16 protein-coding genes are annotated in these 16,951 nt (G+C 35.7%); 9 read left to right on the top strand and 7 right to left on the bottom strand.

Going from position 1 to position 16,951, the window contains the following annotated elements:
• The first annotated feature begins 10 nt into the window (after positions 1-10).
• From AWW83_RS05935 to ybeY, 4 genes are all read left to right on the top strand, one after another.
• On the top strand, positions 11-1,588 hold the full coding sequence (locus AWW83_RS05935) for an N-acyl-D-amino-acid deacylase family protein (protein WP_092349917.1): 1,578 nt from the start codon (positions 11-13) through the stop codon (positions 1,586-1,588).
• Between the two features lie 156 nt (positions 1,589-1,744).
• The gene (locus AWW83_RS05930) at positions 1,745-1,948 is read left to right on the top strand and encodes a cold-shock protein (RefSeq protein WP_092349916.1); all 204 of its coding nucleotides are present in this window, start codon (positions 1,745-1,747) and stop codon (positions 1,946-1,948) included.
• Between the two features lie 104 nt (positions 1,949-2,052).
• Positions 2,053-2,481, top strand: a complete 429-nt coding sequence (locus tag AWW83_RS05925; RefSeq protein WP_092349914.1) for a hypothetical protein — start codon at positions 2,053-2,055, stop codon at positions 2,479-2,481.
• Entirely contained in the window at positions 2,478-2,903 is a 426-nt protein-coding gene (gene ybeY / locus AWW83_RS05920; protein WP_092349912.1) for an rRNA maturation RNase YbeY, read from the top strand. The genes AWW83_RS05925 and ybeY overlap by 4 nt, the downstream gene beginning before the upstream one ends.
• Before the next feature lie 3 nt (positions 2,904-2,906).
• On the opposite strand, the gene AWW83_RS05915 is transcribed toward ybeY, so the two are convergent.
• The 7 genes from AWW83_RS05915 to AWW83_RS05885 form a co-directional block, all read right to left on the bottom strand.
• Positions 2,907-3,326: an SPOR domain-containing protein gene (locus AWW83_RS05915; protein ID WP_143713903.1), complete on the bottom strand. Its 420-nt coding sequence runs from the start codon at positions 3,324-3,326 to the stop codon at positions 2,907-2,909.
• 12 nt (positions 3,327-3,338) lie between these two features.
• Positions 3,339-4,247 (bottom strand): SPOR domain-containing protein, encoded by a 909-nt coding sequence (locus AWW83_RS05910; RefSeq protein WP_092349908.1) that lies wholly within the window; start codon positions 4,245-4,247, stop codon positions 3,339-3,341.
• A gap of 9 nt (positions 4,248-4,256) precedes the next feature.
• Entirely contained in the window at positions 4,257-4,937 is a 681-nt protein-coding gene (gene deoC / locus AWW83_RS05905; protein ID WP_234697264.1) for a deoxyribose-phosphate aldolase, read from the bottom strand.
• Positions 4,938-5,205: 268 nt separating this feature from the next.
• Positions 5,206-7,863, bottom strand: a complete 2,658-nt coding sequence (locus AWW83_RS05900) for a valine--tRNA ligase (RefSeq protein WP_092349904.1) — start codon at positions 7,861-7,863, stop codon at positions 5,206-5,208.
• Between the two features lie 33 nt (positions 7,864-7,896).
• Positions 7,897-8,406 carry a cyclic nucleotide-binding domain-containing protein gene (locus tag AWW83_RS05895; protein WP_092349902.1) on the bottom strand — a complete coding sequence of 170 codons (510 nt, stop codon included), beginning with the start codon at positions 8,404-8,406 and terminating at the stop codon, positions 7,897-7,899.
• A gap of 3 nt (positions 8,407-8,409) precedes the next feature.
• Positions 8,410-9,549: a potassium channel family protein gene (locus tag AWW83_RS05890; protein ID WP_092349900.1), complete on the bottom strand. Its 1,140-nt coding sequence runs from the start codon at positions 9,547-9,549 to the stop codon at positions 8,410-8,412.
• A 72-nt stretch (positions 9,550-9,621) separates the two neighbouring features.
• Positions 9,622-10,839: an ABC transporter permease gene (locus tag AWW83_RS05885; RefSeq protein WP_092349898.1), complete on the bottom strand. Its 1,218-nt coding sequence runs from the start codon at positions 10,837-10,839 to the stop codon at positions 9,622-9,624.
• A 153-nt stretch (positions 10,840-10,992) separates the two neighbouring features.
• On the opposite strand from AWW83_RS05885, the gene AWW83_RS05880 reads away from it, so the two are divergent.
• From AWW83_RS05880 to ald, 5 genes are all read left to right on the top strand, one after another.
• Complete coding sequence (locus tag AWW83_RS05880; RefSeq protein ID WP_092349896.1) at positions 10,993-12,708, top strand: two-component system sensor histidine kinase NtrB; 1,716 nt, start codon at positions 10,993-10,995, stop codon at positions 12,706-12,708.
• A gap of 16 nt (positions 12,709-12,724) precedes the next feature.
• Complete coding sequence (locus AWW83_RS05875; RefSeq protein ID WP_092349894.1) at positions 12,725-13,294, top strand: hypothetical protein; 570 nt, start codon at positions 12,725-12,727, stop codon at positions 13,292-13,294.
• Positions 13,295-13,299: 5 nt separating this feature from the next.
• Positions 13,300-14,364 carry an ATP-binding response regulator gene (locus tag AWW83_RS05870; protein ID WP_159421123.1) on the top strand — a complete coding sequence of 355 codons (1,065 nt, stop codon included), beginning with the start codon at positions 13,300-13,302 and terminating at the stop codon, positions 14,362-14,364.
• 139 nt (positions 14,365-14,503) lie between these two features.
• Complete coding sequence (locus AWW83_RS05865; protein WP_092349890.1) at positions 14,504-15,793, top strand: M16 family metallopeptidase; 1,290 nt, start codon at positions 14,504-14,506, stop codon at positions 15,791-15,793.
• Between the two features lie 15 nt (positions 15,794-15,808).
• On the top strand, positions 15,809-16,930 hold the full coding sequence (gene ald / locus AWW83_RS05860) for an alanine dehydrogenase (RefSeq protein WP_092349888.1): 1,122 nt from the start codon (positions 15,809-15,811) through the stop codon (positions 16,928-16,930).
• The last annotated feature ends 21 nt before the right edge of the window (positions 16,931-16,951 follow it).

Below are 16,951 nucleotides of genomic sequence, written 5' to 3'. Positions count from 1 at the left end.
CTTGTGAAATATGTTTTTGCGAATAATTTTCCCATTCCTACTTATATCACTTCTTAATGGGCAGGATTTTGAGTATGATTATTTAATTCACGGTGCTAAGATAATTGATGGAACAGGGGCTCCGTGGTTTGTCGGAGATGTGGCTATCAAAGGTGATAAGATTGTTGCCGTGGATTATAAACTTGATAAGAAGAAAGCGAAGAATTTTATAAATGCAGAAGGGCTTTATCTTGCGCCCGGGTTTATTGATATTCACTCACACGCTCGCGGGGGCTTGCTTTTTGATCCAACTATGGAAAATGTTATAAGGCAGGGAGTTACTACTGTAATTGAAGGGAATGATGGTTCTTCGCCACTGCCTTTAAGTGTTGCATTTTCTGAATTCGGGAAATTGCAGCTTGGTGCAAATATAGGATTTTTTGTGGGACAGGGAAGTATAAGGGATTCAGTTATGGGCTGGGAAAATAGAAAAGCCACGCGTGATGAAATTAACAAAATGAAGAAGATCGTTGAAGATGCAATGAAAGAAGGAGCATTTGGAATCTCAACCGGACTTATTTATCCGCCCGGTTCGTTTGCGGATACAGAGGAAATTATTGAACTTTGTAAAGTTGCAAGTGAATATGGCGGAATTTACATAACACACATGAGAAGTGAATCAAATAAAATCATGGAAGCAATTGAAGAAGCAATAGAAATAGGTAAAAAAGCCAAAATCCCGGTTCAAATTACACATCATAAAATCGTAGGGCGAAGTAACTGGGGAATGAGCGTAAAAACTTTGTTAAGAATAGAAAGGGCAAGAGAAGAAGGTGTTGATATCACGCTTGATCAGTATCCTTATACAGCTACTCACACTGGAATAACTGTTTTAATTCCAAACTGGGCTATGGAAGGCGGAAACGATAGTTTGATAGAAAGATTAAAAAATCCCATGTTGAGAAGTTTGATAAAGCAGGCAATAATTGAAAATATGCAAAGCGATCGTGGAAGCGGAGATCCAGCGAATATACAAATTGGAAGTTGTAGATGGAAACCCGAATATCAAGGCAAGACACTTGCACAAATTTTAAAAGAAAGGAAACTTGAAGTGAATTTTGAAAATGCAGCTGAGCTTGTAATTGAAATTGTCCAAAATGGTGGAGCAATGGCTATTTATCACTCTTTAAACGAAGATGATCTGCAAAGAATTATGCGTTTCCCGTGGACAATGCATGCAAGTGATGGTGGCGTAGCAAAGCCCGGGATGGGTTTTCCTCATCCAAGAACTTATGGAACTTTTCCAAGAGTAATTTCCAGATATGTTAAGGAACTTGGAATTTTAACTCTTGAAGAGGCGATAAGAAAAATGACATCGCTACCAGCTTGGAGATTGAAACTTTTTAATAGAGGAATGATAAGACCGGGTTATTACGCTGATATAGTGATTTTTGATTATAATAAAATCAAAGACAAGGCGACATTTGAAAATCCGCATCAGTATGCTGAAGGTGTAGTTTATTTATGGGTTAATGGTGTTTTAACAATTGAAAATGGAAAATTAACTGGAAAAACAGGTGGTAGGATTTTGAAAAGGGGCGAGTTTTAATTTGACATTGACAAATTAATTTGTTATATTGCAGATAACTTTTTGCGCTCAGGAACAGGTAAAATAGCGAGAGCGACCGCCCGAGTAAATTAGTTCCTGGGTGCGTAAATGGGTGGTTGCTTGAGCAGTTAAACTTATTTAGGAGGTAGTAGTAAGATGTCACGCGGTAAAGTAAAATGGTTCAACAACAAGAAGGGCTACGGATTTATTGAAGCAGAGGATGGGCGTGAGGTTTTCGTCCATTACTCTGAGATTAAATCCGATAAGCGCTTCAAAACCCTTGAAGAAGGGGCAACTGTTGAATTTGAAGTTGTTGACGGACCAAAGGGACCCAAAGCTGTTAATGTCGTTGTCTTGTAAGGCAGACATAACTGGATGAGGTGATTATATCAAACCCCAATTGTTTTGTCCTTGTGGCAGGCAATTGGGGTTTTTTAATTTAAAATCAAAATTTGGTTTATGAAATGAAGTTTACAAAAAAAGATGCAATGAAAATTGCTGATGTGCTGGGTGTATCCCCAGATTTAGAAAGAAAAAATTCATACATTTTTTCCATCAGAAAAACAACACTTGAAATTTACCCCAACATAAAAATTGGAAGAAAAAAGGGGACGCTTGTTGCTGTTTACACTCCGCATACATATATGCAGCTTCATTTCTGCACTGGATATATCGCAAGCGAATTACTTGGTGAAGTCACATTCTTTGGTGAACACAATGGAAAAATTTCGGGTTTAATTGTTGAAAAAAATGGCGCTTGCTCTTTTTATGCAAACCTTGACAAAGAACTTCTCCATTCCGATTTCACAAAACTTGAACCTGAGATTATGATTCCAAGCGTTGCACTCTCTCTTGGCGAACTTTTAATTGAAAAGAGACCAAGGAAAAAATGACGGAAATTAACATAGCAAATTTTAGCAAAAAAGTTAAATTACCGAAGTCAAAAATTTTAAAACTTGCCAAAAGCATAATAAACGAGGAAAAACTTAACTTTTCAACTCTTAACATCATCTTTGTTGACGATAAAACAATCCACGAGATAAATAAAAAGTTTTTAAACCACGATTACCCAACCGATGTCATCTCTTTTGATTTATCAGATGATTTTGACGATGAAAAAATCTCAGAAATTTACATAAGCGTTGACAGGGCAATTGAGCAGGCAAAGGTTTATAAAGTCACAACTGAAAATGAAATTGCTCGTTTAGTTGCTCATGGACTTTTGCATCTTGCGGGTTATAATGACTCAACGAAGAGCGAAAAATTGAAAATGAGAAGAAAAGAAAGTTATTATATAAAAATGGCGGGATTTTAAAAGTTATCTCTTTTTTATCCTGTCATTAACTATCCACGCAAATTTGAAACCATTCTCAACGAGAAATTTCCTCATTAAACTTGCTTCTTCAAGTTTCTCAAAATCACCAACTCTGACTTTGTAATTTGGCGGTTCGTAAATTATATAAACCTTTTGAGATTGAAAATTTGACTGTGAAAGAATTGACTGTGCAAGATTTCGCACGGTATTTGCGCTGTCAAGTTGGGTTGTGACAAGAATTTGAACTCTATATCCAGAAATTACTTGTGCGTCTTCATCGGTGATAAATTTCTTCGGAAAAATCAAATCTTTTATATCGTAAATTGCGGGGTTAAATTGTTTTTCATAATAAGAAAGTGAGTCCTTATTTTGCGCGAAGCAAATCGCTGTTAAGAAAAAAAGGGTGATTAACCTTTTCATCATCTTTTCAAGAGTTTATTTTATCAAAAAAGCGTCTGGGAATTCTGACTTTATCTCGTTTAGTGTCATCTCATCTTTTCCTTCAACAAAAGCTACAACTTTAAAAAGTTTTCCATCTTCAATGACATCTGATTTAACTTTGAATTTTGTCTCAACATAATTTTTAATTTCCATCGCCTTTGAAATTTTTGTGTAAGCGCCGAGTTGAATTTTTATTTGAGATTGCTCGGGTTGAAAATTTATGTTTTGCTTTTGTGGTTGTTCTTTAACTTGAATCGGGATGTTTGATGTTATGAAAGCATCTGGAAAATTTTCTTGTATTGAAGACAGAATTTGAAGCAATTCCGTGGAATCACGGACACCATTTATTTGCACCTTGTAAAAGCCCGATGTTGAGTCAAAGAAAATATGAACATTTTTTGACGGGTAAATTTTCTGAAACTTTTGGGATTGTTCAATTGCTGAATTTTCCGTTACAAAAGCTCCAATTTGAATGAAGAAATTATGAATTTTTTGTGGCTCAACGGGTTTTATTTCAAGTTTTGGAGGTTCTATTTTCTTTTCTTTTATTTCAGGTTTTGGTGGAGGTGTTTGAGGTTTTGGTTCAGGTTCTTTTTTTGTTTCAAGTTTTTTAATTTCTGGTTCTGTTTTTTGTTCTTGAATTTGAGCCGGAAGCGCTGTGATGGGAAGAATTATTGGTGCGATGATAATTTGTGGAATTTTATCCTGTTTAGTTCTTTTGGGGATGACAACTGTGTCAGTGCTTTCTTCGTGAAATTGTTCGGAAAAAATTTTCTTCGGCTCTGTTTGAAGTGTATCCTTTGGGATATTTCCTTCTGAAATTTTTTCGGGTTTTACACTAACCTTTCCTCCAGTGCAAGAAATGAGAAAAAAAGAAATTAAAACGAGAAAAAATTTTTGCATCTTTCATTTTCAATATATTGTTGAGGTTTCAGGTTTTGCTCCAGTTACAATTTTAACACTTGCGCTTGCTCCTATTCTGTCTGCACCGCTTTTTATCATTTGAAGTGCTTCTTCATAACTTCTTATCCCACCGCTTGCTTTTACACCCATCGCAGTTCCAACGACTCTTCGCATAAGCGCAACATCTCCAGCTGTTGCTCCACCTTTGCTAAAACCAGTTGATGTTTTAACAAAATCAGCATTTGCTCTTTTTGCCAGAAGACACGCTTTCACCTTTTCTTCATCTGTTAAAAGTGCTGTTTCAAGTATCACTTTGACGAGAACATCTCTTTTATGTGCGACATTTACAACCGCTCTTATATCCTGCTCAACATACTCATAATATCCTCCTTTTAACATTCCAATGTTCATAACCATATCAACTTCCTGCGCCCCATCATCAATTGCTTTTTCTGTTTCAAAAACTTTTGTCTCGGTTCTATTTGCTCCTAAAGGAAATCCAATCACAGTGCAAACTTTAACTTTTCTTCCTTTCAAAATTTCTGAAGCAAGTTTCACATAGCACGGATTTACACATACGCTTGCAAATTGATATTGTATTGCTTCAAGACAAAGTTTTTCAATATCCTTCGGAGTTGCTTCTGGTTTTAGCAGTGTGTGGTCAATTAGTTTTGCGATATTTGTGTCAATTTCTCCTTGTTCAGTTACACCAAGTGTTGCGCTTATTCTTTCAGCTCCGTTTGAAATTATATTTTTCACTGCTTCTTTTTTATGAACTACACAATAGCCACAACCGGCGCAGGGTTCTCTTGGATCGCAAACACCACCGGGAATTTCAGGCGGTTGATAAGTTTTCTTGACTTCAAGTAAAAGTTCTTCAATTATCCTTTCAAGGTATTCCCTGTCCATTGAGATTATTTTTTGTTATTTTGGTTTAAAAATACAAATTTAAAGCAAATTATTCAACAAGATAAGCGTAATTTTGTCGCAGTTTTTCAAGTGTTAATCTGAAGTTCTCATATTTTTGTCGCTCTCGGTCAATGATTTCTTTCGGGGCTCGTGAGATAAAGTTTGGATCATTTAGTTTTTTCTCTGTTTCCGCAAGCATAGCTTCAAAACGTTTTATCTCTTTTTCAAGTCGCTTCTTCTCAACTTCAACATCAATTAATCCTTCAAGAGGGACGAAAATTTCATCTCCGGAGACGACAGCGCTTGCCGAAAATTTAGGTCTTTTGAGGTTTGAGCCAACCTCTACATTTTGAACCTTTGCAAGTCGTTTCAAATACGGAATGTAGTCATTTATCAAGGTTTGTTTCTTTTCATCTGCTACAGAAATTAACACATCGCACTGTTTTGAATGTGGAACATTCATCTCACCACGGATCGCTCTTATTGCCACGATGACATCTTGAATGAATCTCATATTTTTTGAAATTTCATCGTCAATCCATTTTTCATCCGCGATCGGGAAGGGCTGAATCATAATGCTGTCGCCATCTTTTCTCTTGCGCAAATTTTGCCAAATTTCTTCCGTTATAAACGGCATAAATGGATGCAACAATTTGAGTGCTTCTTCAAATATATAAATGGCACGACTTAACACCGCAACTTTTTCTTCTTCTGAATTTGGAGTATAAATTCTTTCTTTGATAATTTCAAGATACCAGTCGCAGAAGTCATGCCAGAGAAAGTCATAGATTATCCTTGTTGCGTCGTTAATTCTGTATGTTTCAAGAGCTTGCGTTAGTTCAACTATTGTTTTGTTAAGTTCGCTAAGTATCCATTTATCTGCAAGGTCAAGATGTTCAAATTTTAATTCTTCTTTTAATTCAACCCCTTCACAGTTCATTATCAAAAATCTTCCAGCGTTCCAGATCTTGTTTGCAAAGTTTCTTCCGATTTCACATTTTTTCGTTGAGAAAAGAATATCTTGTCCGAGTGGGGCAAGATAAACAATTGTAAATCTTAAAGCATCCGCCCCGTATTCTTTTATCACATCAAGAGGATCGGGGGAATTGCCAAGTGATTTTGACATTTTTCTACCAAATTCATCACGAATTATGCTTGTGAAGTAAACTTCTTTAAATGGAATCTCACCCATAAATTCAAGCCCAGCCATTATCATCCTTGCAACCCAGAAGAAAATTATGTCAGGACCTGTGACAAGTAAATCAGTGGGATAAAAATATCTTAAATCTGGATTGTCTTCGGGCCAGTTTAAGGTTGAAAATGGCCAAAGCCACGAGCTAAACCATGTGTCAAGAACATCTTCGTCTTGTCTTATTTTCGTGCTACCGCATTTTTTGCAAGATTTTGGCTCTTCTCTTTCAACCATAATTTCACCACATTCATCGCAGTAATAAACAGGAATTCTATGTCCCCACCAGATTTGTCTTGAAATACACCAGTCCCTTACATTTCTCATCCAGTGTTCGTAAACCTTCACCCATCTTTCGGGGTAAAATTTTATCTTTCCATCAAGAACAACTTGAAGTGCTTTTTCAGCAAGTGGTTTCATTTTTACAAACCATTGATCTGAAAGATACGGCTCAATTATCGTATCACATCTATAACATCTCCCAACAGAATGAGTATAATCTTCAACTTTTAAAAGATAACCCTGTTCTTCAAGGTCTTTCACAACTTCTTTTCGTGCCTCAAATCTATCAAGCCCGCGATATTTTTCGGGGACATTTTCGTTCATCTTTGCGTGCGTATCCATTGCAACGACAAATTCAAGATTGTGTTTCATCGCCATTAGATAATCGTTCGGGTCGTGGGCTGGTGTAACTTTAACGGCGCCAGTTCCAAATTCAATGTCAACTATTTCATCAGCAATAATTGGAAGTTTGCGACCGACAAGTGGTAATATTGCAAACTTACCAATCAAATGTTTATATCTTTCATCCTTCGGATTCACTGCAACTGCGGTATCGCCAAGCATTGTTTCAGGTCTTGTGGTTGCAACAGTTATAAATTCGTTTGAATTCTCAATCGGATATTTTATATACCAGAGTTTGCCGGATTGTTCTTTATATTCAACCTCATCATCTGCTAATGCAGTGTGGCATCTGGGACACCAATTGACGATATATTTGCCTCTGTAAATTAATCCTTTTTCATAAAGCCGTATAAACACTTCTTTAACTGCGTTTGAAAGTCCCTCATCCATTGTGAATCTTTCCCGTTTCCAGTCGCAGGATACACCGAGTTTTTTTAATTGTTTTATAATTGTATTCCCATATTCTTCTTTCCATTGCCATACTCTTTCAAGAAATTTTTCTCTACCAAGGTCTTCTCTTCTTAAACCTTCCTTTGCAAGTGCTTTTTCAACAACATTTTGTGTTGCAATCCCGGCGTGATCAGTCCCAGGAATCCAGCAAGCTTCATAACCTTGCATTCTTTTCCAGCGGATGTAAATATCTTGAATTGTATTGTTGAGCACATGCCCAAGAGTTAACATTCCAGTTATGTTCGGAGGTGGCATTACAATTGTGTAAGGTCTTTTATCAGGGTTAACCTTTGCATAAAAATAGCCATTTTTCATCCAATAGCCATACCATTTGTCTTCAACTTCTTGTGGGTTATACGCTTTTGCAAGTTCACGCTTTGCCATTTTTCGGGTTAATTTGTGTTTTTGTTTTTAAATTTATCTACTCAAAATCAAACTTAATGCAGTTGTTAATTTCAATATATCGTTGTTTGCCTTTCTTAGTCTTTCAGCGAGAACCTCCGCAATGTTTTTGTATAAAACATATCCAATCTCATTGTTCTTTTCAGCAAGATTTATAAAATCGTTTTTGTGAATTATTGCAAATTTACAGGGCTTTCTTGTTATCACCGTCGCCGTCCTTTCAGCTCGCTCATCAAATAAAACCATTTCTCCAAAAAAAGGAAAACTTTCAGATGAAAGTTTTGTCAACGATTTTTCTTTCTGACCAATTTCAGAACCAGGAAGTTTTAAGACAAGCGTTTTTGAAACTTCAACCTCTCCATCAAGAAGTATGTAAATTTCATCTCCAGCTTCACCTTCTTTTATAACCGCCGTGTCTTCTTCAAATTCTTTAATCTCAATTATTTCTTTCACAATTTTTAAATGTTCTTCTTTCAAACCTTTGAAAATCGGAATTTTCATCAAAAGTTGCTCCGTTATCTCCATTATTCACTCGGTTATATTGCCAATTAAAATTGCATCCTCTTTTTCTCCAATCACATAATCAAGCGGTGGATTCAAATGTAATCTGACATAAGATGATTTTATGTTCAAGCCAGCTTCTTTTAATTTTCGTTCAATGAAAGCATCAATTTCGGTGTAATCGTGAGAGAGGATGTTTTCAAGCGTAATTGTTTCCTCATCGGAGATAAAGCCGATGAGAAGATAATTCTTCTCTGTCTTGAAATAATTGAAAAGTTCTGAAAAAGTTTTTCCGATAAACTTTGGTGGAATCTTTTGGCGAAAAATTTTGAGATTTGATTCCTCGTTAAAAATTGATGATAAAACTTGAACTATCCCAGGCGAGAAAATTTGTCCTGCGATAAGCGACGGAAGATAATCATTGCTTATTATTATTTCGTCAGCGTTTGCTTTTTTAAGATTATTTGCGTTTTCACGATTAATTATTTGAGCATAAACTTTTATTTTCGGATTCAGTGATTTTATGTTAAGAGTTGCGATAAGAGTTTTTTCATCTGATGGATTTGGGGAGATTGTTTCGTCAGGTAAAATTAAAACTTCTTTTGCAAATTTTATATTTGCTCGTTCAAGTATCACCTCTTGAGTGAAATCGCCACGGACGAATTTTATCTCAATGTTTTTATAAATTTCGTTTAAATTTTCCACTTTCTCTGGTGGCAAATTATTTACGAGAACAACTTGCAACTTTCTTTTTGCGTAGAGATTGTTTAATGCTTTGAGCAATCTTTCAGTGTCGTTGTTCCATCCGCATATGACGAGATGATTTGTTAAGTCCACTTTTTCAAGTCCTTCTCTTTCTTTTATCTTTTTCGTCACAAAAATTGATGATACAGTCGCTGTAAACATTGAAACCAAAATCACACCGCTGAACATAACCAGAAATCCGATGATTTTCCCGAGCGTTGTTTCTGGGACTTTATCACCGTATCCAACGGTTGTCATCGTGACAATTGCCCACCATAGACCGTCAAAAATTGACGAAAACTGACGATTTTTTGAATTTTCAGCAAGATAGACTGTTGATGATGCAAAGAATAGCACGACAGTTATCAAAAATAGAATCCGAAAAAGTTCGTGATTCCATATTATTTTTATCGCTTGTCTCAAAACGGGCTTAAAAATTGTTTTATTTTATCAAAAAATTAATCACTTTATCAGAAAGTTTCAAATTTATCGCAATCAAGCGAAGCGTATCGCTTCAACTGGTTCAATGCGTGAGGCGATGTATGAGGGAATTAGCGTGGCAAAAAAACAAAGAAGAAGTGTCACAATTGAAACAAGTATGAAGTTTTCAAGTTGGAGCAAAATCGGAACGGAACTCATCAAGTAAATGTCTTCTGGAAGAGAAAGAGGTTTATATTTCAATTGAATTGAACAAAGAACATAAGCAAGTATATTTCCAAGAATTGTTCCAGCGATGCCGATGAAAAGTCCTTGAAAAACAAAAATTTTCATAATGCTTTTTGAATTTGCTCCCATTGATTTAAGTATTCCAATTTCTTTTGTCTTTTCAAGAACCATCATCAGAAGAGTTCCAATTATATTAAAGACAGCGACAATTATTATCAATCCGAGGACGATCGGGACAGGTTTCTTTTGAAGTTCAAGCCATGCGAAAAGATTTCTATACATTTGATACATTGTTCTTGCGTAATATGGATAACCGAGTTTGTCTTGAATTAGCAACGCTGTTTCGTCAAGATAGTCAACATTTTTAACCATCACATCAAAACCGCTCACTTTATTCCCGAGGTCAAGAAGGTATTGTGCATGGTTAAGGCGAACATAGACAAAAATATCGTCATATTCAGCCATTCCAGTTTCGTAAATTCCTGAAACCTTGAATTGTTCAACTTTTGGAGATGTTAAGTATGGATTATCTGGATCAATTGCAAGTATTACAACTTTATCTCCAAGTTCAACTCCAATTTTGTTTGCAAGTTTTTTGCCGATGATGATTTTTGGCGTTCCATCGCTTTCGTCAAAGTCATATTTGCCTTCAACAATGCTTTTCTTTATTATTGAAAAATCATATTCGGGCAGAATTCCTTTTAAATAAACTCCTTCAATTGCATAGTTTGATCTTATCATCGCTTCTCTTCCTGCGAATGGTGAAACGAACTTAACATTTGGTATTGTCTTTATCTTCTCAAAACTCGCCCAATCGTCTTTATCAAAATATCTCACATCAAATTTTGAAACCTGAATGTGTGAAGTGAAACCAATTACTTTTTCTTTCAATTCCTTTTCAAATCCATTTGATATTGAAAGTGCTATTATCAATGCAGATGTCCCGAGCATAATCCCTATGGTTGCTATCAATGTGATGAATGAGATAAAACCAGTTATCTTTGTTGATTTTATGTATCTTTTCGTGATGTAAAGTTCAAAGGACATTTTTAGCGCAGAATTTTATTTCTCAAAATTTAAAATTAAGCAAGTAGAAAAGCAAGATGAAGAAAATTGAATTTGCCAGTTGCAGTAAAGATTAAAATTTGTTAAATTTTTAAAGTGTTTTTTCGTTCTTTCAAAAAATAAATCATAGGGGAAATGGGTTCACAAAGTTTTTACATATCGTTGCTTGGGGTTTTAACTGAAATAGTTGTGCTTGGTGCAATCTGGTATGTATATCTGCGTGAAAGAGAAAAGGAAAAATATCTTTTATTTTGGATGATTGCTTTTTCATTGATCTTTTTTAGCGAGTTTGTAATTGTTTTGTTTTATTCGCAGGTTTTAAAATATGGAATTTTTTTAAAACAAGTTTTTCAGATAACCGCAACATTTCTTTTGATGTGGGGAGTTTTGGGTTTAAGTTTTAGAGAACAATTTAGATATAAGGGTTTGTTTGCAATTGCAGTTTTATTTGTAATTTTACTATGCATCGCATCAGAAATTCATTTCAAGGACAGATGGAAATATATTGTTTCGCTTGCATTGATACCGCCTGTTTCAGTTTACTCTGGTTTGAAAATGATTTCAAGAGCGAAAAGATTAATGTTTCCATCGTATAAAGTTTTTGGGTTTGCGATAATTTTATGGGGGATTGTTCCAATTTCTCATTTTATTTTTGATTATCTAATTAACAAACCTTCCTACTCTTTGTTGTTAAGATACTCTGTTGAAGAATTTATCGGGATATCCATACTGGTTTTGGTGATAGACCGATCTTTTGCGAGAGCGATCCATATAGAAAAGTTGTATCGCACGATTACAGATACAATGAATGAAGCGCTTGTTTTACTTGACCCTGAAGAAAAAATAATTTACATTAACAATAGATTTTGCGATTTGATGCGTTGTAAAAATCCTGATGCGTTGAGAGGAAAAAATTTTCTTGATTTCGTTCCAGAAAGATTTAAACAAATTGTTGTGGAGAAAACGAGAATGCGAATGCTTGGTGTCAGCGATACATACGAGATTGAACTTAAAGATATGGAAGGCGGTGTTCATAATGTTATCATAAGCGGTGCGCCATATTATGACGAGTTTGGAATTTTTAAAGGAACAATTGGAGTTATACTTGACATAACAGAGAAGAGAAAACTTGAAATTGATTATCAAATGGCATCAAAACTTGCAGCGATAGGTGAACTTGCTGCCGGGATAGCGCATAACATAAAAAATCCATTGCAAGGAATTATACTTGTTGCTGAAACTTTGAAAAGGAAAAATGTTGAACCATATTGGGTTGATATGTTAATAAAACAGGCGGAAAAAATTAACTCAATATTGAACAATCTTCAATTCAAAGCCTTTATGGATAGCAGAACCGATATTCAAGTTGTTGATTTAAATGTCATTTTAAGAGAAGAGTTGAAATTTTTGGAGGCACATAGATTTTTTAAGCATGAGATTGAAAAAGATTTTAACTTCACAGACGAACCTTTGCCCGTGCGTGGAATTTACAGCGATTTTTCGCAAATTTTTTCAAACATAATTAAAAACGCAATTGATGCTATGTATAGCATGGAGAAGAAAATTTTAACGGTTAAGACATATAAAGATGATGGGTTTGGAGTTGTTGAGATCGGTGATACAGGAGTTGGAATTCCTGATGAAATTTTGCCCAAAATCTGGGATATGTTCTTTACTACAAAACCAACTATTTACACGAGAAAGGGTGATGAACCAGTTGGCACAGGTATAGGGTTGGCGACGGTGAAGCGATTGCTTGAAAAATACAATGGAAGGGTTGAAGTTAAAACGAAGGTTGGGGAAGGGACAACATTTATTTTAAGATTTCCACTTGCGACAAATTCAAATTAAAGTTAAGGAGGTTTAAATGCTAAAAAGATTATGGCGTGAATTTGTTGATGGGTTTATACTCAAGCATCCAGCGTTATTTTCTGCGGTGATAATTTATCTTTATTATCTTTTTACAACGCTTGATCTTTTTAAAAGAGTGAAAGAGGGCATCGTTTCAATTTCAGATATTTTCACGCATTTTGATTCTTTGCTTTGGATATGGGGGCTTTCTTATTTATTTGTTAAACTTGTAAATTTACAGGAGCAAAGACACAAAGAGGAAAAACAGCGACTTGAGATGATAAAGCAATATGAGACGCAAATTGCGAAGTTGAAAGCGTTGAAGGACTTTACATTCTCTTTGAGAGATTTAATTTATAATCCGCTTACGATAATAATGAGCGCATCGGCGAGAATTGAGAGAAGATTTCCATATGATAATGAGACATTGAGAGATGTCAGAGCGATTGAACAGGGTTGCAGAAGGATTGAGAAACTTTTGATGGAAGTTAAAGAGTTTGAGGAAAAACTTGTCATAGGGGAGGAAACGGAAGAAGCATTGCTTCCAGCATCACAACCTGAAACATCTCAAACAAAGCAATCATAAAAGAGGTGACAATTCTTGTTGTTGATGATGAGAAGGAATTGCGAAACACTTTAAAGAATGCACTTGAAAGCGAAGGTTATGATGTTATAACTGCTGAAAACGGTCTTTCAGGGATTTTGATGGCTCAAGAGAAAAAACCTGATTTAATTCTTCTTGATATAAGCATGCCTGTAATGGATGGGTTCACTGCGCTTTTTAAGTTAAAACAAAATCCATCAACGAAAGATATACCAGTTATTATTTTAAGAGGGCAATATGTTGATGAGAAAATTCTTGGGCGTGTTTTAAATTTTGGTGCGGTTGATTTTTTTTACAAGCCGATAAAATTTACGGAACTTATATCACGGGTTAGGTCTGTTTTGAGATTGCGTTCACTTGAAATTGAAACGAAGAAAATTGAGTTAATGACCGAAAAATTTTTCATCGGTGAAATAAAGAAGATATTTACATCGGTTAAAGATGTTATGGAGTTTTTAATCGGAGATGAAAGGATTGGGGATGAGATAAAAGTTTTACTTTTAGAAAATTATAAAAAAATCAAAAATGTTTTTGAACTTGCGGATTATTTTTTGAAGTTGAGCGATATTTCCGCTGGCGTGGAGCAATTAAAAATTGAAAATTTTGATTTTAATTTGCTTGTAAAAGATGTCGTTGAGGGCATAAAAAAGAAATTTGATGCAATTGATTTTGAGTTAATTTTTGCGAGGGATTCGCTTGTTAAAGGTGATCAGGAATGGTTGAGAACTGGTTTTTCCGTTCTGTTTGAGGCGATGGCGGAAGCGATGAACTATAAGGGCAAAATTAACATAAGCGAAGTCGTTAGAGCAGGAAGCGATGGGAAATATCTTTTCGTAACAGTTCGTGATGAGGCGAAAAAATTGCCAAGCGAGGTGGCGAAGTTTTTGTTTAATCCATATTTGATTTCGGGTTATGAGTTTAAGCCAGATTATAATTTGATGGCGATGAAAATTTTTCAAAAAGTCATTGAATTAAATGGTGGCTCTATAGTTGTTGAACCGTCGGAGCAGGAAACTGGAAATAAATTTATTATCCGCCTTCACGCAGTTTAATTATGCTGGTTTTGAATCCTTTCTTTTTTCCATCGTGTAAAAAACCATTTTTAAAAATCGGTTATTTTGCTTGATTATTTTAAACGCTCTTGGTATATTTTGTGTAAGTTAAACTTATGCGCAACATTTTGAGAACGGAATGAGAAAATCGGCGATACTTGAAAAAAAAGCAAATTCTGGTTTGACATCGGAATTTAGAAGGACTATTCTTGAAAATGGAATTAGGGTTATCTCCGAGCGTGTTCCTTATGTCAGAAGCATTTCTTTAGGGGTTTGGGTTGATGTCGGCTCAAGAGATGAAAACGAGAAAGACAACGGTATCACGCACTTTATTGAGCATATGGTTTTCAAAGGGACAAAGAAAAGAAACGCAAGACAGATTGCCGAATTTATTGAGGACATCGGGGGATATTTAAACGCCTTCACGACGAAGGAAAATACCTGCTTTTATGTCAGAATTTTGGGTGAGCATCTTGAAAAAGGAATTGAAGTTCTTTCAGACCTTGTTCAAAATCCTGTGTTTGATAAGAGAGGGATTGAAAAAGAAAAAAGCGTTGTTTTTGAGGAGATAAAGAATGTTGAAGATGATTTTGAGGAATACATTGGCGATCTCCTTGAGTATCATATTTTTTATCCACATCCACTTGGGTTTCCGATAATTGGAACGAGAAAGACAGTTGCTGAATTTACGCAAGATAAACTTTTTGAGCATTTGAAAAAATTTTACACTCCTAATAGAATTGTAATTTCAGCCGCTGGAAACTTAAATCACGATGCGCTTGTGGATTATGCTTTGAAGTATTTTGATTTGAATTTGAAAAATGGTTTTTATCATAAAAGAGAAAAGCCAGAGGTAAAGAGAGCGAAAAATTATGTTATTGAAAAGCCATCAAGTCAATCGCATGTTTGTATCGGGACTATTACATACGGAGCAAAAGACCCAAGGCGAGATCATGTTCTATTGCTTAACACTTTGCTTGGTGATGGGATGAGTTCAAGGTTGTTTCAGGAGATAAGAGAAAAATATGGGCTTGTTTATTCAATTTATTCGTTTTATTCAACTTTTAATGATTCTGGGGTTTTCGGAGTTTATTTTGCGTCGGATAAAAGAAATGTTGAAAGGACGCTTGATTTGATTTTTAAGGAATTTGATTCGGTTGTTAAAAAAGGAGTTGATGTTTATGAACTGGAAAGAGCGAAATCGCAAGTAAAAAGTTCGCTGTTAATTGGACTTGAAAGCATGTCAAACAGGATGCAACGACTTGCGCAGATAGAATTTGTTTATGATGGGAAATATTCAAGCGTTGATGAAATTATTTCAAGGATTGAGAAAATTCAACCTGATGAGGTTCAAGAGGTTGCAAATGAAATTTTAAAACCAGAAAATTTCACGAGGGTTATAATTAATCCTTCAAAAAAGTCAAAATAAATCTGGAGAGAAAATATGATCATAGGCGTTCCGAAAGAAATTAAAAGGATGGAGAACAGAGTAGCACTTTTACCAGCAGGTGTTTCCATCCTCAAAGCACATGGTCATACTGTTCTTGTTGAAAAGGGAGCTGGCGTTGGAAGTGGTTTCAGTGATGAACTTTACAAAGAAGCAGGAGCAGAACTTGTTGATGATCCAAGGGAAATTTACGCAAAAGCAGATATGATAGTTAAAGTGAAAGAGCCGATTGATTATGAGTATGAGCTTTTGAGAAAAGATCAAATAGTTTTCACATACTTTCATTTCGCAGCAAGTCGTGAGTTGACGGAAGCGGTTATAAAGTCGGGTTGTGTCGCAATTGCTTATGAGACAGTTCAAAAAGATGATGGAAGTTTGCCGTTGCTTGAACCGATGAGTGAGATTGCGGGGCGAATGGCTCCGCAGGAAGGAGCAAAATATCTTGAAAAAGCAATGGGTGGCAGAGGAGTTTTGCTCGGTGGTGTCCCAGGAGTTGAACCAGCAGATGTTACGATAATTGGCGCAGGTGTTGTTGGGACAAATGCTGCTAAAATCGCAGCTGGTCTTGGAGCAAGAGTTACAATTCTTGATGTCAATCTTCAAAGGTTGCGTTATCTTGACGATATTATGCCGAAAAATGTTATAACGATGGCTTCAAATGAGTATAACATAATGAAGGCAGTCAGAAGAGCTGATGTTTTGATTGGTGCAGTTTTGATACCCGGAGCTAAAGCCCCAAAACTTGTCACAAAAGAAATGGTTGCGCAAATGAAAGAGGGCTCTGTGATAATTGATGTTTCAGTTGATCAAGGTGGTTGCGTTGAGACGATAAGACCAACGACACACGATAATCCGATTTACTTTGAATATGGAGTTGTTCATTACGGCGTTGCAAACATGCCCGGAGCTGTCCCGAAGACATCAACGATCGCCCTTACAAATGCAACACTTCCATACATAATTGAACTTGCTGATAAAGGTTTTGAAACGGCGATTAAAACGAACAAAGAATTAAGACGCGGTGTTAACATTATAAACGGAAAAGTCACGCACATCGGTGTTGCGGAAGCTTTTGGGCTTGAATATACACCAATTGAAGACCTTTTTAAACTTGATTAAATAAACAAAAGAACATTGAAA

Origin of the sequence: Candidatus Chryseopegocella kryptomonas, from assembly GCF_001536065.1 — a bacterium.
Lineage (GTDB): Bacteria > Bacteroidota > Ignavibacteria > Kryptoniales > Kryptoniaceae > Kryptonium > Kryptonium kryptomonas.
The sequence above is the reverse complement of the archived record's forward strand: the minus strand, read 5'-3'. Positions and strand labels throughout refer to the sequence as shown.

Bases quoted from the DNA above. Each gene is read 5' to 3' on its own strand.
- AWW83_RS05880 (WP_092349896.1), top strand. From the start codon at position 10,993: ATGGGTTCACAAAGTTTTTACATATCGTTGCTTGGGGTTTTAACTGAA.
- AWW83_RS05925 (WP_092349914.1), top strand. From the start codon at position 2,053: ATGAAGTTTACAAAAAAAGATGCAATGAAAATTGCTGATGTGCTGGGT.
- AWW83_RS05910 (WP_092349908.1), bottom strand. From the start codon at position 4,247: ATGCAAAAATTTTTTCTCGTTTTAATTTCTTTTTTTCTCATTTCTTGC.
- AWW83_RS05935 (WP_092349917.1), top strand. From the start codon at position 11: ATGTTTTTGCGAATAATTTTCCCATTCCTACTTATATCACTTCTTAAT.
- AWW83_RS05885 (WP_092349898.1), bottom strand. From the start codon at position 10,839: ATGTCCTTTGAACTTTACATCACGAAAAGATACATAAAATCAACAAAG.
- AWW83_RS05895 (WP_092349902.1), bottom strand. From the start codon at position 8,406: ATGGAGATAACGGAGCAACTTTTGATGAAAATTCCGATTTTCAAAGGT.
- AWW83_RS05915 (WP_143713903.1), bottom strand. From the start codon at position 3,326: ATGATGAAAAGGTTAATCACCCTTTTTTTCTTAACAGCGATTTGCTTC.
- ybeY (WP_092349912.1), top strand. From the start codon at position 2,478: ATGACGGAAATTAACATAGCAAATTTTAGCAAAAAAGTTAAATTACCG.
- ald (WP_092349888.1), top strand. From the start codon at position 15,809: ATGATCATAGGCGTTCCGAAAGAAATTAAAAGGATGGAGAACAGAGTA.
- AWW83_RS05900 (WP_092349904.1), bottom strand. From the start codon at position 7,863: ATGGCAAAGCGTGAACTTGCAAAAGCGTATAACCCACAAGAAGTTGAA.
- AWW83_RS05865 (WP_092349890.1), top strand. From the start codon at position 14,504: ATGAGAAAATCGGCGATACTTGAAAAAAAAGCAAATTCTGGTTTGACA.
- AWW83_RS05875 (WP_092349894.1), top strand. From the start codon at position 12,725: ATGCTAAAAAGATTATGGCGTGAATTTGTTGATGGGTTTATACTCAAG.
- AWW83_RS05930 (WP_092349916.1), top strand. From the start codon at position 1,745: ATGTCACGCGGTAAAGTAAAATGGTTCAACAACAAGAAGGGCTACGGA.